Raw genomic sequence first — 15,813 nt, forward strand, 5'->3', positions numbered from 1 at the left:
ATATATATAGCAAGTGACGCTTTGCGTAAAGGTCGAGCTCTGAAACTCTATTTGCGACGGCTCGGAAAATAGAATTGTGCTGGTAAAGGCGACTCGTCGAATGACGGGGTCTCAGGTTCTACTCATCAGACCTTTGCAAGTGGTGCGTTGCGGATGTTCGCGCTTGATGCGTTCAACGGCAGCTATGCGCCCCAAGTGGGTGGTCCTGCGAGTGCCTGGCCTGTCTCGGGGTCGCCGACATAGGCCAAGACCCGGTCACCATGGACGACATGGNTCCTGCGAGTGCCTGGCCTGTCTCGGGGTCGCCGACATAGGCCAAGACCCGGTCACCATGGACGACATGGTAGCCCCGCCGCTCCGGTTCGGTAGCGACAGACGTTTTTCCAGTGCCGGAACCGCCTACGATCAGATAGTTCTTAATTCCCATAAGCGCTTTCGTTTGTGAAGCGCATCGACGATCGCGGTGAGGCGATCGTCGGGGATTGGCTGGTAGTCTTTGTCATAGTCCCCCGGCACCTTGGCGGGCGGTGCACCGAGCGGTAAAACAGAAAGCGCTCCCGCGCAGTCCTTGCCCATGTGGAAAAGCAAACCTGCGACGTCATCGCGTGCAAGGTGCTCGCGAGCCATCACCTCTGTGAGCGCACCATCGCGCTCCTGCAAGAGACTGTCGAAGAAGGGGCGAGCGACGAGATCGTCGTAGGGTTCTGTATTCAGGGGCAGAGATAGCGAAAAGGGAATAGCATCTCTGGATGCCACGTAATCCGTGTTGTAGGCGAACGCCAATCCATTCCGCGCGTCACGGATAAGGGCGCCGATAGGATCCGGGTAGCCGTCGAGACTGTCGTCTTCAATAACCCTGCGCAGCTCTGCATCGACATGGCGAAAATGATCAATCCAGATCGAGTTGTCCGCTAGTATCACTTGACCCCTGCGCTCCGGCGGCGCGGGGCTGCCTCGGCATCGGGCGTGGTTCCTCCGAGCGCGACGAGGCGCTTTCCGGACTCCACACGGACAAGCGTCTCCAACGCTTGCCGCACGAGCGCCGCGGTTTCCTTAGTACCGGTTAAGGACCTGGCCTTTTCCATAAGCGTGTCGTCGAGGTTGATAGTCGATCGCATGATCTGGCTCCCTTATGTGGGCATGAAAAATAGACCATTTGTTGAATAAATGTACGCTCGGCTTCCACTGCCGTATATCCGACGCCATGGCAAGGAGCCCCTTCATGGTCGCTACTCCCTTGTGAAGCAGGCACACTTGACTCAGGGCAACGCTATATCGATTCCCTTGGTTTGACCGGGGATGGACAGCATTTGAAATTGAGGACCAGGACGCGCATCGGCTGGTTGCATCTTACGATCGTCTCGACTTTTAGACCAGAGAGAGCCTTCCACTATCACTCATAAATTGCCCTCACGGATCACGCATGATCACGAGAAAGTCAGTGTTCTCACTGTTTGTTGCATTGCATCAAAAAAACGAGCGGCCATTTTCGGCTGAGGCTGACAACTCGAGGATTTCTGATGGAGCATGTTTGTGATGACCGAAACGGGTATGGGCTTGTAACAAGGGTTTTCCACTGGACGATGGCAGCCTTGTTCGCCTGGCAATTCGTAGGCGCCACGCTTCATGCTCTTGCCAACGACACAGCGGTCGCCGATTTCTTCTGGGGCTTCCACCGCGATGTCGGTTTCGTCCTGTTCGTGATGGTGATTGCCCGTGGTGCCTGGGGGCTGATCAACATGCGCCGGCGTCCGCCGCATAAAGGTGTCCTCGGAACCTTCGCGCGCCTGGGCCACCTGGGGCTCTACGCGCTAATGATCCTCGTCCCCAGCGTGGCCTTAATTCGCCAGTTCGGCTCCGGACGCCCATTTGCTCCGTTTGGGATCGCGCTCATTGAGGGAGGCGGCGAGCGCGTCGAGTGGATGACCGCTCTGGGCAGCCTGGTCCACGCCAACGCCGGTTGGGCCCTTCTTGCACTGGTCTTCGGCCACGCCGCAATGGTCGTCATTCACCAGGTCATATGGAAGGACGACACGCTCGCGCGGATGGCGGGAAACGTCGACCGAAGGAATTCCGAGCTGCAAGCTGCCGAATGACTTCGCCGGCTCGAGCGACTGAAGCCGTCCCATTCATTCCGATTTCATTCCGGCCAACATTCCGATTCGAAGGCGGCCATTTATCTTAGAAACCTCGACATGCTTATGGAGCACTTGTGAAAGTGCAAGCATGGTCGTTGCCGCGATGCATCGCAGCAGCTCCTCGATCACGGCAAAGGGTTCGCCTGCATTGGATACCAGGAGATCTCCAGCCGCTTGTCCGACGTTGCGAGAAAGAGACCACTCTCAAGCAGCAGCATCACGTAGACCAATGGGCCAAGCCGCCTTTGGAAATGCCTGCGAGCTCACCCTTCTGTTCGCAATCCTCTCGTCCCGCCACCTCCAGGAAGCCATCCTCACAATGGTCCGATGTGCCGCCATGGGTAGTCCTTGCCCGCAAAGCGCGCTCCACACAGCGCCATAGGGCAAGGGCGGCAGGCCGGGCGACGACGGTGCGTACTCCCGGCATATAGGAAAGGGCCGCTTCACTACAGCGCTATGTGGGAGCGCGTTCCGAGGCCCTTTCCTATCTGCCTAGCCGATCAGGCGAACGCTGGATCGGGCGGCAGGAATGTGCCGGCAAAGCGTGGCTGGTGAAACGCCCAGCCGGCGGGGCCACGTCCTCCACGTTAATCTCAAGATCAGCCAGGAGCGCCTTAGCCGCCTTCAAATCAGCCGGCTTCAATTTCGGCGGCCGACCTCCCTTGCGTCCTCATGAGCGGGCCGCATCGAGGCCGGCGCGGATGCTCTTGCGGACCGCATCGCGCTCGAACTCCGCGAGCGCTCAGAAAATCTGAAATACGAGACGACCGCCGGCCGTCGTTGTGTCGATCGCCTCTGTGAGCGATCGGGGCCTCTGCGACCGCGTATCACAACGGCAGTTTCATGGGCGTTGGCGGTTGAAATCACGAGGCTATCGGCCTCGCGGATCGCGCGAGCGTAAAAGGTGGCATCGCGCTCTTTTTCAAGGATGGCGATGATTGCTGACGAGTCGACGATCATAGTTCGTTGAGATCGTCAGCGATCTCTTGGGGGGATCGCGGATCGAGCAGCGGTAGGGCCGTGACCTTGGCGCCAATGGCGAGCATTTATTCGACCGTCATTCGGGCGACGCTTGGGCTGTGGCTCGTCGGAGGCACCGAGCGCCGTCGCCTCGCGTTCGAGCGCGGCGCGGATCAAGTCTTCGGGTTTGCGACCGACGCGGGCCGCAAGCCTGCGGGCGAGCTGTTCAGTGTCGTGTGTGAGGTGCAACATGGCCTTTCTCTCAGAAATCGGTGTCATTAACCACATTTCGAGAGATTGAAACAAGCAAACAAGCGACTGTCTTGAGAGATGTAACGCTGGTGTCTGCGTGATCGATGCCGGCCGATCGGCTCTTGCAAACGGTCTTTTTTGCCCGTCTTGGACGTAACCACCGTCCTAGCCGTCCCTGACGGGTTTGCTGTAGATGAGATTCCGAAGCGTGACCACGGGCGGTTCGCCGTCACGAAATGGTTCCTCTCCATATCGGATAGCGCTGCGTGCTATGATGTCGATGGCGTCGTCGGGCAGTGCTAGGACGCCGCGCAGGACGAAACTCCGTCGCTTCGCCTTGTCGCGCCATAATTCGGACCAAGCCTCCGCGAGTTCGCTGGTGCGGCCGGCATGTTCGATGGCCCTTACCAGTTCGGCAGCCTGCATGCGGTCCTTGCTATCCTTGCCCGCCTCACCCGATAGGCCCCGCATCTGGCTGATGGTTACCTTGTGAAGCGCATATCGGACCGGATCGGGCACTACGACAGCCACACCGTCTTCGTATAAGAGCGCTGACCGGATCGGGTTCTTGATGAGGAACTCCATCAGGTCAAGCGGTTGAAGCGCGGCACCGGGCATGATCGGGATCGCTACTGGCGCTCTACGGTCCCGGTCTGAGTTCTTGTGAGCCGTCAGGAGGTCAACTTTGTACTTGCTGGCGTTCTCGTAGCGCGTCGGCCCAGCGTTCGGATAACTCGGATTGAGCTTCGGCGCGAATGACGCATCGACCGATTTGAGAATGTCCTGAAAGTCTTCCAGCTTTTGGCCGGTGTGGCCCACGTGAAGTGCGATTTCGCGGTCTTGGGCAAGGTCGATGTCCTGGGTGCGGTGGAGGGCGCCACTCAGCTTGACTCCGAGGATGCCGCCGTAGGCCTGGTATGCCACGGAGCCAACAAGGATAGAGCCGGCTTGAAACAAGCCGGCTCTCTGGAACGCCTGGGTCAGTTTGCCTTCCATGGGATCGGGTGCCGGAAGGCCCGATCGGCGCAGCATGGAAGCTGTCTCCTTTTGAAGCTTATGACGCGCGTGTTCGTGACCATGACGTTCGACCAGCGCGTCCACATCAGGATCGCCGACTAATCCGGCATAGCTCGTTCGTCGGCCGCTGGGCGCGGTCGAGTCACGCATGACGTGATACCAGTACTCCTTCCCCCCGCGCCTCAGCTTGTGAAAGGTCCCTTTCACGGGAAAGCGGGCGTTGAATGCTTTTTCATGCGCGCTTTCCACGAGATCGGCGAACGCGATACTCAACGAAGGAGCTAGAGGTTGCATGCTATTTCCTGCTAGTCAATTGCCATATGTTTAGCAACTCTATTGCTAGACGTTTGGCATATGTTTAGCAAGTCCAATCATTGCCTACCCGGAAAAGTTCCCGTCCGTCTCTTGGTTAAAGCGAGTCGTTTAGACACTGCCGGACGCGCACTATCGTTGACTGACGAAATGCAAAGGGCATGATCCGCTTTAAACGGCGGACTCGGCACTATTCTTGCTTGTTGTCCATGATCACTCACGACAAAAAGGATTTCGCCATGCAGCAGACTGCAACTGTCCAAAGCGCAACTGCCAAAAGCGTGGTGCTATCTGTCAGGGAATTGACGGTCAGCCTACCCAAAAACATGGAGCGGGCGCACGCTGTGCGCGACATCTCCTTTGACCTGAGACAGGGAGAAATTCTCTGCATCATCGGCGAATCCGGCTCCGGAAAATCCGTGACTGCCAATGCCATCATGGGATTGCTCCCATCGGCGATCGCCGTAACCAGTGGCAGCATTTTTTTCAAAGGGATGGATCTTGTACAAACGGAAGAAAAGGCCTTGCGTACACTGCGCGGCCGCGCCGTTTCGATTATCTTTCAAGATCCGCTCTCGGCGCTCAATCCGCTGATGACGATCGGCGATCAGATCGGCGAGGTGATGGAGGCCCACAAGATAGGGACGCAAGAAAGCCGTGCCATCAAGATCCTCGAGCTGCTCGATGAAGTCGGTCTGCCCGATCCGGCGCTGCTACAACATCAATATCCCTTCCGCCTATCAGGCGGTCAACGGCAGCGTGTCATGATCGCCATGGCGCTGGCGCTCGACCCGGACGTGCTGATTGCCGACGAGCCGACAACGGCGCTGGACGTCACCACACAGGCCCAGATCCTGGAGTTGATCCGCAAGATCCAGCGCCGCAAGAATATGAGCGTCATGTTTATCACCCATGATTTCGGTGTCGTCGCCGAGATTGCCGACCGCGTTGTCGTCATGGAAAAGGGCAGAGTCGTCGAAGAGGGGCCGGCGAATGCGGTGCTCAACACGCCGGAACATCCCTACACGAAACGCCTGATTGCTGCCGTGCCGCGCATGACGGCGAAGGACCGCGCAGGTGCCTCCGATACGCCGGTGGTGCTGGAAGTCACGAATCTGAGCAAAACCTACCACACGTCGGGCGGATTCTTTTCAAAGGGCCGGACAGTCAAAGCGGTCAACAAGGTCAGTTTTTCCATCCGCAAGGGCCGAACGCTCGGCGTCGTCGGGGAATCCGGCTCCGGCAAGTCCTCGCTCGGCCGCGTTCTGCTCAAGCTGATGGACTGTGATGACGGCAAGATGCTGTTCGACGGTCGTGATATCGCGCCCATGTCGAGCGATGCCTTCCGGTCGATGCGCCCTTATATCCAGATGATCTTCCAGGATCCATTCGCCTCGCTCAACCCCCGCCACACGATCGGCAAAGTTCTGACCGTCGGACCGATCGCTCATGGTGTCTCGGTGCATGAGGCCAAGGCAAAAGCGCTTCGCACGCTCACGCTGGTAGGGCTGGACGAAGGTGCCTATGACCGCTTCCCGCATGAGTTCTCCGGTGGCCAGCGCCAGCGGATCGGTATTGCCCGGGCGCTGATGTTCGACCCGCTTCTGCTGGTGGCCGACGAAGCGGTGTCGGCCCTCGACGTGTCGATCCAGGCGCAGATTCTGCAGCTGCTGACGAAGATCCAGAAGGAGACCAAGGTGGCGATGGTCTTCATCACGCATGATCTTCGGGTCGCGAGCCAGATCTGCGACGAAGTTGCCGTCATGTACAAGGGCGAGATCGTCGAATACGGCCCGCCCTCACAGATCTTCCGCGCACCTCATCACGATTACACCCGCAAGCTCGTCTCGGCGATCCCCGGCAGCGAGTGGGAGCCGGCTGCCTGACATATCAATTTCGGAGCGTGACTAAACCGTCCTGCTGAAAAGCAAGGCAGTTTTTGTCGTTTCTGCCTCCCCTTCATGGTCTCTTCGCCTATCTGATAGGCATTCTTTTGTCGTGAACAAATTAGCGCCGAAGCCTCAGAAAAAATAGTTGCATTTGTCCACTATCTAGCAAATCATCACCGTCGAAACGACGCCTGACACTGCTGGAGCTGAGACTGAAACACCTGTTTCCTTACCGGAAAACAGGACGCTATCCTTTTGTTTTTCGGAGCGTTAGTGCCGTGCTTGAGCCAAAGAAAACACCACCCATATCGATCGGCGACATCGACCTCGATGTGCTGGAAGATACACTCAGCTTCTATATCCGTACCGTCAATCTGGCGGTGTCACGCGATCTCGACGAGCGGCTGGAGGGCTTAGATGTCGCCCGCGGTACGGGGAAAATCACCACTCTGCTGATGGTCGATAGCCACCCGGGGATCCGCCCGTCTGTCCTTGCGCAGCTCATTCTCAAGGATCGATCCGCAATGGGCCGGCTTGTCGATCAGATGGAAAATCATGGGCTTTTAACGCGCGAAACGTCGGTCGACGATAACCGTGCGCAAGAGCTCTATATCACTGAGAAGGGCGCGCAATTGGCGGTACAGGTGCGAGCCCTCGTCACCCAACAATCGAAGGATTTTTTCGCCTTCATTCCCGAGGACGAGCAACGCCTGCTGATGGATATCCTGCGCAGAGCCTACCGGCGGATCGCCGGCCTGCCGTAAACGACTTCCGGAGATCGTGCCATGCCGGCAAAACGTGTCGTATTAATCTCGGGAGCCAATCGTGGCATTGGTGCGGAGACGGCCCGGCTGCTGAACAGTCAGGGATGGTGCGTGTCGCTCGGCATGCGCAAGCCGATTCAGCCGGATTGGGCAGATTCCGCCTCGGCAGCCGTCTTTCCCTACGATGCCGATGATCCTGAAGGTGAGAAAGCCTGGGTCGAAGCCTCTATCGCCGCGTTCGGCCGCGTCGACGCCATCATCGCGAATGCGGGCATCATGATCCCAAAAACAGTCATCGAGGCAGACGAGGACGACTTCGACCGAACGATGACGGTCAACGTCAAGGCACCGCGCCGACTTGCCAAGGCGGCTTGGGAACAGCTGACAGCTAGCGGTCGGGGCCGGGTCATCATTCTCGGCTCCCTCTCCGGCAAGCGGGTGAAGAGTGCCAATGCTGGACTCTACTCGATGTCCAAGTTCGCCGCAGTTGCACTTGCGCATGGCATCCGCCACGCGGGCTGGGATTTCGGCATTCGCGCCACCGCTGTCTGTCCGGGGTTTGTTGCCACGGATATGGCCCGCGGCATCACCAGTCGCGCCGACGACCAGATGACCGACCCGCGTGATCTCGCCCGTATCATTGCCATGCTGCTGGACCTGCCGAATGAAGCGAGCGTCGCCGAATTCACCATCAATTGCCAGCTTGAGGAGTCCTACTGAATGCCGGGACCTTACGTTGTTCCTGTCCACGGGGACGCTGACCTGCCCAAGGAAGTGGATGTCGTCGTCATCGGCGGTGGCATCATCGGCACCTCGACGGCACTCGAACTGGCCGAACGTGGCCTGCGGGTCGCGCTGTGCGAAAAGGGGGGCATCGGGCATGAGCAGTCCAGCCGCAACTGGGGCTGGGTGCGCATTTCTCGGCGAGATCCGCGCGAAGTGCCGCTGATGGCGGAGGCGCTGCGGATCTGGAGCAGCCTAGATCAAAGAACCGGCCGCGCCACCGGCTATATCCGCGCCGGCATCATGTTCACCTGCGCCAATGATCAGGAACTTGCAGATCATGAACGCTGGAAGCGCAACCTCGAGGGCTATCAGCTCGATTCACGGATGCTCAGCCGCACCGAGTTCGACGCGATGTTCCCGAACGCGAACATGGACATCAAGGGCGCCCTCTACACCACCGCAGACGGTCGTGCCGAGCCGCAGAAAGCGGCTCCAGCGGTCGCTGAAGCTGCGCGCGACAAGGGCGCCACTATTTTGACGGAATGCGCGGTCCGCGGCATTGAAACATCGGGCGGCAAGATATCCGGTGTCATCACCGAGCGTGGTCCAATTGCCTGCTCGGCCGTTGTGCTGGCCGGCGGCGCCTGGTCGAGCCTGTTTTCCGGCAATCTCGGTATCGATCTGCCGCAATTGAAAGTGATGAATTCGGTGCTGCGCACCAAGCCCCTGGAAGGAGGGCCGGAACAGGCCATTTGGTCCAAGGGGTTTGCTGTGCGCAAACGCCAGGATGGCGGCTACACGATCGCATCGGGTCATGAGAATGTCGTCGATATCGTCCCGAAATCCTTCCGCTATGCCAAGGATTTCATGCCGGCGCTCGGCAAAGAGTGGCGCTCGCTGAGGTTCCGTCTGGGAGGCCGCTTCTTCGACGAGGCGCGCATCGCCAACCGCTGGGCGATGGATGAGGCAAGCCCGTTCGAATACAACCGCGTGCTCGACCCGAAGCCGGCAACCAAGCTTTCCGACCTGGCACTCGCCAACCTGAAGAAGGCCTTTCCGGCCTTCGAGAAGGCGGAGATCGCCCAGCGTTGGGCCGGCTACATCGACGTGACGCCGGATGCCGTGCCGGTCATTTCAGCGATTGATAGGATCCCGGGCTTCCATATAGCAACCGGGTTTTCCGGTCATGGCTTCGGCATCGGGCCGGCCGCCGGACGGCTGATGGCCGACATCGTTACCGGCAGGCCGCCGGTCGTCGACCCTAAGGATTTCCGTTTTTCACGCTTCTCCGATGGCTCGAAGATCGAGCTGATCAGCGGCTTCTAGTCTGCCCGGGTAAAGAAGGCAGATCGCATAACGTGCAGAAAACGAAGTGGAACAGTGACTGAGCAACAGCAAAGGGAGCAGACCGATGTCTGACGAAACCAAGAATGCGATTCTCAATCCTACGCGCCGTCAGGCGCTGACCATGATGGCGCTGGCCGGCGCATCCGGCCTAGTCATACCCGATCTTCTCGGCCGCGACAGGGCATTCGCAGCCGCGCCTCCTGCCAAGCCGACCGGACAGATGATTGTAGGCTTTTCGCAGGAGCCAACCGTCTTCAACCCGCATATGCCGCATATTGAAGTCGATGAAGGCATTCATTTCAGCCTTTTCGATCCGCTCTTTGCCATTTCCCCCGAAGGCAAATTTACGCCGGCGCTGGCGCTGGAGGTGCCGAGTGTCGAGAATGGCGGCATCTCGGCTGACGGCCTTTCCTGGAAAGTTAAACTTCGAGAGGACGTCAAATGGCATGACGGAACGCCATTCACGGCCGATGACGTCAAGTTCACGTTGGAGCTGCTGGTCGATCCGGATTTCCGCAGCTGGCGCAAGACGGGGCATGAACTGGTACGCGAGTTGACAGTGGTTTCACCGACCGAACTCACCTGGAAAATGGAAAAGCCATTTGCACCCTATCCCTCGATCCTGGCGTCGACCTTCATCGTGCCGAAACACGCCTTTGGCGCTGAAAAGGACAAGAACACGGCGCCCTTCAACGCGGCTCCGATCGGAACAGGTCCGTTCAAATGGGTGGAGCGGGTCGCCGGCGATCACATCACGCTCGAAGCCAATGCCGACTATTTCGGCGACGGTCCATATCTTGAGCGCGTGATCTACAAGTATATTCCGGATCTCACGGTTCTCTATACACAGTTCAAGACAGGGGACATCGACGTGGTGGGCCTGCAGTGGATCACGCCCGACCACTATGAAGAAGCCAAAGCGCTTGAAGGCAAGGCCGTTCTCGTCGTGCCGGGCTCTACAGTCGAATCCGTCACCTTCAATATGGAGAAGCCACAGTTCAAGGATCTCGCAGTTCGTCAGGCGCTTTATCATGCGCTCGACAAGGCAACGATCATCGACGCCCTCTATTATGGCCTGCCGACGCCGACCGAAAGCTACATGCCGCAGCAGTCCTTTTATGCAAATCCAGACCTGCCGAAGCACGAATACGATCCAGAAAAGGCCAAGAAGATCCTTGATGATGCCGGATGGGTATTAGGTAGCGACGGCATTCGCGCCAAGGATGGCGTCAAGCTCTCCTTCTCCAACTCGACGACGGCCGGCAACCATATCCGCGAACAGGTGCAGCAGTTCATGCAGCAGTCGTTCAAGGATATCGGTGTCGAAATGACCATTTCCAACCTACCCCCCGCCGTCATGTGGGGCGAATACTGGATGATGTCGCAGTTCGATTCCGTCGTCGTCGGCATCGACTTTTTGACCGGCGCCGATCCCGACACATCCGACTATTTCAAATCGACGTCGATCGGCGCCAAGGGCGGCGCCGGACAGAATACATGGCAGTATTCGAATCCCGAGGTCGACAAACTCCTTACCGAAGGCGGCCAGATCTTCGTGCCGGAGGAGCGCAAGAAGATCTATCTCAAGATTCAGGAGATTATGCGCGCCGATCTGCCCTTCATGCCCGTCTTCCAATACGCGCAGGTGCGCGGCCACAAGACGGGTGCCGAAAGCGTCGTTCCGAATGTCAATACGCGCATCGACAGCTGGAACGTCGGAAGCTGGTATTGGGCTTCCTAAGCCGCTTGCCTTTGAGCAACCCTCTCCCGTTTCGGGGGAGGGGCCAACGAAGCGTCTCGACGTCCCTGACCTGATGTCCAATAGCAATCGGAGAGACTGCGATGCTGCGCTATCTTCTCGGCCGTTTATGGCAAAGCCTGATCCTACTGTTTCTGGTGTCCATGATCGGATTTGCGGTTCTCAATCTGGCGCCCGGTGGTCCGCTGTCGCAGTATGCGCTGACACCGGGAATGACCCAAGAAGCGCTGGACCGAATTGCCAGGCAGATGGGCCTCGACCGGCCATTGCCGATACAATATCTCGACTGGCTGCGGCACCTTTTGCAAGGCGACTGGGGCCGCTCCTACCGCGACAGCCAGCCGGTTCTCGGCATCATAATGGGTCACCTCTTTGCCACGCTACTGTTGATGGGGTCCTCGACCGTGCTTTCGATCGCTGTCGGCACCTGGGTCGGGATCAAGGGGGCGACAAAGCGCTATTCCATCTTCGATTATACCGCCACCATTGGCGCAATGGTGGCGCTGTCAATCCCGACCTTCTGGTTCGGGCTTATCGCCATCTACCTGTTTTCCCTCAAGCTGAAATGGCTGCCGGCCGGTAACATGTACACGATCGGCGACGGCTCCGTCGCCGATTATGCCATTCACCTGATCATGCCGACCGTGGTTCTGGCGTTCGTCAACGTGGCGGTCTGGAGCCGTTACATGCGCACTGCGACGCTCGACGTCATCAATCAGGATTTCGTGCGCACGGCAAAGGCCAAGGGGCTTTCGGAGCGACGGGTGCTGATGAAACACGTGATCGGCAATGCGCTGCTGCCGATGATCACCCTTGCGGGCTTGCAGCTGCCAACCATACTCGGCGGCGCGCTGGTCACAGAAACGGTGTTTACCTGGCCGGGCATGGGCCGGCTGTTCCTCGATAGTCTCGGCTATAACGACTATCCCGTCGTCATGGGTCTTTTGATGTTTTCCGCCATCCTCGTCTTGATCGGCAGTCTCATTGCCGATCTTCTCGTCGCTTTCGTCGATCCCCGCATTCGGCTCGGTTAGGGAGAAAAATCCATGTCCGTAACCCTGTCCATTTCCCGCTCCGCGAAATCGCATTGGTGGCAAAGCCGGACCTTCCGCCGGTTCGCCCGTCACCGGCTAGCGATGCTCGGACTGCTGATGATCACCGTTCTGGCGCTCGCCTGCATTGTCGGTCCCTCTATCCTGCCCTACGACGAGCTTTACATCGATCTGCGCGCCCGCTTTGCGCCGCCCCTGACAGGCTATCATATTTTCGGCACAGATCCGCTGGGCCGCGATATCGCAGCGCGCCTGTTCATGGCCGGCCGTATTTCGCTTCTGGTCGGTTTCTTTGCCATGTTGCTCAGCACCTTCATCGGTACTGTCATCGGCGTCTGTGCAGGCTATTACGGCGGGCGCGTCGGCGCAGCGCTGATGCGCTTCGTCGACGCCTTCCTGTCCTTTCCCAGTATCTTTCTGCTTCTGGCGTTGGCGGCCTTCATCAAGCCGAGCCCTTTCATGATCACGGTCATCATCGCGGTGACGAGTTGGATGGAGATTTCCCGCATCGTCGAGGCTGAGGTGCGCTCGTTGCGCGAGCGCGACTTCGTGCTCGCTGCGCGCATGCTCGGCCTTTCCAACAGCTGGATCATGTTCCGTGAACTGTTGCCAAATGCCATCGGCCCGATCATCGTCGCCGCGACCCTAACGGTCGCCCGTGCGATCCTGCTTGAAGCCTATGTCAGCTTCCTCGGCTATGGCATACAGCCGCCGCTACCAAGCTGGGGCAACATGCTGAACGGCGCGCAGCAATATCTCGACAGGGCGCCATGGCTGGCGATCGTCCCCGGCATTGCCATTACGCTCGCCGTCACCAGCTTCAACTTCATCGGCGACGGCCTGCGCGACGCACTCGACGCCCGCAGCGATCTTAGTTGAGAGGAGGCGATGCGCACGTTTTCTCCTTTCAAGACGACATTGTGGTATGCGACCGCCACGCCAGCTCCCGACACGACAAGGCTGCAAGGTACGGTCGACGCGGATGTTTGCATTGTCGGTGGTGGTTATACCGGGCTGACGACGGCACTAGAACTTTCCCAGGATGGCTTTCGTGTCGTGCTTCTGGAAAAGGAAGAGATCGGCTTTGGGGGATCCGGCCGCAATGCCGGACACTGCACCCCGACCTTTACCCATTACAGCCTGCCGGAATTGCGCAAGATGCTCGGCGAGCCCTGGGCCGAGCGATTAATTGTCCGCCAAACCCGTGCCAACGACCGCGTTTCCGAAATGATAGAGCGCTACCAGATACAGTGCGAATGGCAGCAGAACGGCTACGTCATGGGGGCGTCCTATCCCGGCATGATGAAGACAATCGAGGAGAAGGTTCGGACCTACAACGCTGTGGGTGCCCGAACGCGCGTTCTTGATCGAGGCGAGGTCGAAACTGTAACGGGCACCCGACGTTTTTACGGCGGTTGGCTGCATGAAGAAGCAGGGCATCTCAACCCGCTCAGCTATTCGCGCGGCCTTGCTCGCGCGCTGATCCAGGAAGGAGGCGTAATCCACACGAATTCGCCTGTCACCGGGTGCCAACGACAAGGCAGCGGTTGGGTGATCAGCACGGACAGGGGCAAGGTCTTGGCCGATAAGGTGATTTTTGCTACCGGCGCCTACACGGTCGGCGGTTGGCCGAAGCTTGACCAGACATTCAAGATCCAGAAGGTATTTGTCGCAGCGACACAGCCGCTTTCCGATGATGAGCGCCGGTCTGTCCTACCACAGAATACGACCATTCATGACGGACGCGGCGATATCTTTGTCTACAAATACAATGCCGAGGGACGGATCGTCGCCTCGATGTTTCCCATGGGCCGGCGCGGCCGCGACATGGATTATACCCGCACGGTCATGAGCGACCGGCTGAAATGGCTGCACCCGCAGATCCAACAGGATATCTGCTGGGAATATTTCTGGTTTGGTGAGTTGGATATGCAATACCAAACTGTCCCGCGCCTCTATGACCTGGCGCCTGGTGTCGTGGCTGTCACCGGGCTTTCCGGCCGCGGCGTGCCCACCGGTAGTATGCTGGGCGGCATACTTTCGGAATGGGCAAAAGGCGTGCCCAGGCACGACCTGGCGCTGAAGCTTGAGCCGTTGAGCGTCGCGCCCTTCTATATGAGTTATGGCCCGCAATTGGCGCTGCGCTACTATCGCGTCTCAGACTGGATCAAGACCAAACTCGCAGGCGCGCCCCTTCCTCCGCACGCCTGATCCGGGCCATAAACTGCCCGCTTTGCGCAGTGGCAACTCCTGAAATCGAGATGGTTCGCGGAGTGCGAACTACTGGCCGTGACAACACGTTGGCGCATGTCTCGACGCCGAGAAACCCCTGAGCGATGTCGTCGTCGCAGCCAAGCAGGCGGGCGAGAAAATCGTCCACGACGACAGCTACTTCACTGTCTCCTAATGCGCGTCGATGTGGTGCGAGCGCCGATCGCCACCCTGCGTTGGGACGGACGGAGCCTGTTTCACTGAGTTGCTTCTGCCACCGAACTGCACTGGCAGCGCTAACGCCGAACCGCTCTGCAGCCTCACGACGCGACATTCGGGCAAGTTTGGAGAAGTTCGTGGGGATCGTGCCATCGAGGTCCGAATTCACGAATTTGCGGTATAGTTCCGAAGAATTGCCTTTCGTCACAGACAGTTCGATGTCGGGATACCGTCCTAGCGCGGCAACACCGGGCCATGGTCAAAGCACTCGATCAGCATTTCGGTCAGCACCCGGACTTTTCTTGCAGGATGCTGCCCGGGCGGTCTGACGACATATATTCCCGCCGGCGGCGGTGGATGGCGTTTCATGACCGGAACCAACTCGCCTGAGTCGAGATAATCTTTGATAAGGTCGTCAGGCAGCGCGGCGATGCCCAATCCGGCTGCTGCGGCGACCGCGAGAGCCGCCCCGTTATCGGCCTTGAAGCGCCCCTGCGGGCGAACGGTTATAATCTTGTCCCCATCCATCACCTGCCAGGTTTCCGTGCCTTGCATGAGAGCCTGATGGGTTACGAGTTCCTCCGGTGTCTCCGGAGAGCCATGGACCTTAATGTAGTCCGGGCTTGCGACGAAATTCCCGTAGAGGGGACCGACGCGTCTTGCGATCAGGCTTGAGTCCTGAAGAGTGCCGACCCTGATCCCACAATCATATCCTTCTGCGATCAGATCTACGAAGCGATCGCTGTAACAGGTCTGGATCTGGAGATGAGGATGGCGACGCGCCATTTGTGCAAGTACTTGCGCGAAATGCGTCGGCCCGAAGGAAATCGGCGCGGCTACACGCAAGCGACCGCGAAGCTCACCAGCCGGCAGGATGGTCTCCCTCGCCACATCTATCTCGGCGGAAACCCTGGCTGCGTAGTCCCGGAAGGTTGCGCCTGCCTCTGTGAGAGAAGCCCCGCGTGTGGATCGGGCTAGGAGCTGGACACCAAGCTCCGCTTCAAGCCGCACAAGCCGTCGGCTGACCATCGACTTGGAGATGCCAAGCCGCAGCGCGGCCGAGGTGACGCCTCCCGCATCAGCAACTTCGACGAATGTCCGGAGATCTTCGATATCCACTCAGTGTTCCTCATTCTGCGACACAGCTTAGCAAAGGCAAGGACTACC

14 protein-coding genes and 2 pseudogenes are annotated in these 15,813 nt (G+C 58.7%); 9 read left to right on the top strand and 7 right to left on the bottom strand.

Annotated elements, in window-relative coordinates:
* Positions 1-274 precede the first annotated feature (274 nt).
* The 3 genes and pseudogenes from BN1800_RS33185 to BN1800_RS33195 form a co-directional block, all read right to left on the bottom strand.
* Positions 275-427, bottom strand: a pseudogene (locus BN1800_RS33185) (nucleoside kinase); the annotation flags it as partial.
* On the bottom strand, positions 406-921 hold the full coding sequence (locus BN1800_RS33190) for a HipA N-terminal domain-containing protein (protein ID WP_087004053.1): 516 nt from the start codon (positions 919-921) through the stop codon (positions 406-408). The gene BN1800_RS33190 and the pseudogene BN1800_RS33185, both read right to left, overlap by 22 nt.
* The gene (locus BN1800_RS33195; RefSeq protein ID WP_087004056.1) at positions 918-1,118 is read right to left on the bottom strand and encodes a type II toxin-antitoxin system VapB family antitoxin; all 201 of its coding nucleotides are present in this window, start codon (positions 1,116-1,118) and stop codon (positions 918-920) included. The genes BN1800_RS33190 and BN1800_RS33195 overlap by 4 nt, the downstream gene beginning before the upstream one ends.
* 402 nt (positions 1,119-1,520) lie before the next feature.
* Between BN1800_RS33195 and BN1800_RS33200 the strand changes: the two genes are divergently transcribed.
* Positions 1,521-2,096 carry a cytochrome b gene (locus tag BN1800_RS33200; protein WP_087004059.1) on the top strand — a complete coding sequence of 192 codons (576 nt, stop codon included), beginning with the start codon at positions 1,521-1,523 and terminating at the stop codon, positions 2,094-2,096.
* A gap of 681 nt (positions 2,097-2,777) precedes the next feature.
* Here the strand turns inward: BN1800_RS33200 and BN1800_RS44170 are convergent.
* Together BN1800_RS44170 and BN1800_RS33215 are read right to left on the bottom strand one after the other, a co-directional pair.
* Entirely contained in the window at positions 2,778-3,098 is a 321-nt protein-coding gene (locus BN1800_RS44170; RefSeq protein WP_087004064.1) for a type II toxin-antitoxin system VapC family toxin, read from the bottom strand.
* 417 nt (positions 3,099-3,515) lie between these two features.
* Positions 3,516-4,382: a GSU2403 family nucleotidyltransferase fold protein gene (locus tag BN1800_RS33215; RefSeq protein WP_179213960.1), complete on the bottom strand. Its 867-nt coding sequence runs from the start codon at positions 4,380-4,382 to the stop codon at positions 3,516-3,518.
* A gap of 536 nt (positions 4,383-4,918) precedes the next feature.
* Between BN1800_RS33215 and BN1800_RS33220 the strand changes: the two genes are divergently transcribed.
* The 8 genes from BN1800_RS33220 to BN1800_RS33255 all read left to right on the top strand — a co-directional run bounded on the left by BN1800_RS33220 (position 4,919) and on the right by BN1800_RS33255 (position 14,427).
* Entirely contained in the window at positions 4,919-6,565 is a 1,647-nt protein-coding gene (locus BN1800_RS33220; RefSeq protein WP_087004245.1) for an ABC transporter ATP-binding protein, read from the top strand.
* Between the two features lie 281 nt (positions 6,566-6,846).
* Positions 6,847-7,332 (top strand): MarR family winged helix-turn-helix transcriptional regulator, encoded by a 486-nt coding sequence (locus tag BN1800_RS33225; RefSeq protein WP_087004070.1) that lies wholly within the window; start codon positions 6,847-6,849, stop codon positions 7,330-7,332.
* Between the two features lie 21 nt (positions 7,333-7,353).
* Positions 7,354-8,052: an SDR family NAD(P)-dependent oxidoreductase gene (locus tag BN1800_RS33230; RefSeq protein ID WP_027509772.1), complete on the top strand. Its 699-nt coding sequence runs from the start codon at positions 7,354-7,356 to the stop codon at positions 8,050-8,052.
* Positions 8,053-9,384 (top strand): NAD(P)/FAD-dependent oxidoreductase, encoded by a 1,332-nt coding sequence (locus BN1800_RS33235; RefSeq protein WP_087004073.1) that lies wholly within the window; start codon positions 8,053-8,055, stop codon positions 9,382-9,384.
* 85 nt (positions 9,385-9,469) lie between these two features.
* Entirely contained in the window at positions 9,470-11,146 is a 1,677-nt protein-coding gene (locus BN1800_RS33240) for a peptide ABC transporter substrate-binding protein (RefSeq protein ID WP_087004076.1), read from the top strand.
* Positions 11,147-11,247: 101 nt separating this feature from the next.
* Complete coding sequence (locus tag BN1800_RS33245; protein WP_027509774.1) at positions 11,248-12,198, top strand: ABC transporter permease; 951 nt, start codon at positions 11,248-11,250, stop codon at positions 12,196-12,198.
* Positions 12,199-12,210: 12 nt separating this feature from the next.
* Positions 12,211-13,095: an ABC transporter permease gene (locus tag BN1800_RS33250; protein WP_087004079.1), complete on the top strand. Its 885-nt coding sequence runs from the start codon at positions 12,211-12,213 to the stop codon at positions 13,093-13,095.
* Positions 13,096-13,104: 9 nt separating this feature from the next.
* Positions 13,105-14,427, top strand: coding sequence for an NAD(P)/FAD-dependent oxidoreductase (locus tag BN1800_RS33255; RefSeq protein ID WP_087004082.1), 1,323 nt, complete (start codon positions 13,105-13,107; stop codon positions 14,425-14,427).
* 195 nt (positions 14,428-14,622) lie between these two features.
* Here BN1800_RS33255 and BN1800_RS43010 read toward each other — a convergent pair.
* Together BN1800_RS43010 and BN1800_RS33260 are read right to left on the bottom strand one after the other, a co-directional pair.
* A pseudogene (locus tag BN1800_RS43010) lies at positions 14,623-14,761 on the bottom strand (IS630 family transposase); the annotation flags it as partial.
* Positions 14,762-14,880: 119 nt separating this feature from the next.
* The gene (locus BN1800_RS33260) at positions 14,881-15,765 is read right to left on the bottom strand and encodes a LysR family transcriptional regulator (protein ID WP_087004085.1); all 885 of its coding nucleotides are present in this window, start codon (positions 15,763-15,765) and stop codon (positions 14,881-14,883) included.
* Positions 15,766-15,813 lie beyond the last annotated feature (48 nt).

The organism is Rhizobium sullae (assembly GCF_900169785.1).
Lineage (GTDB): Bacteria > Pseudomonadota > Alphaproteobacteria > Rhizobiales > Rhizobiaceae > Rhizobium > Rhizobium sullae.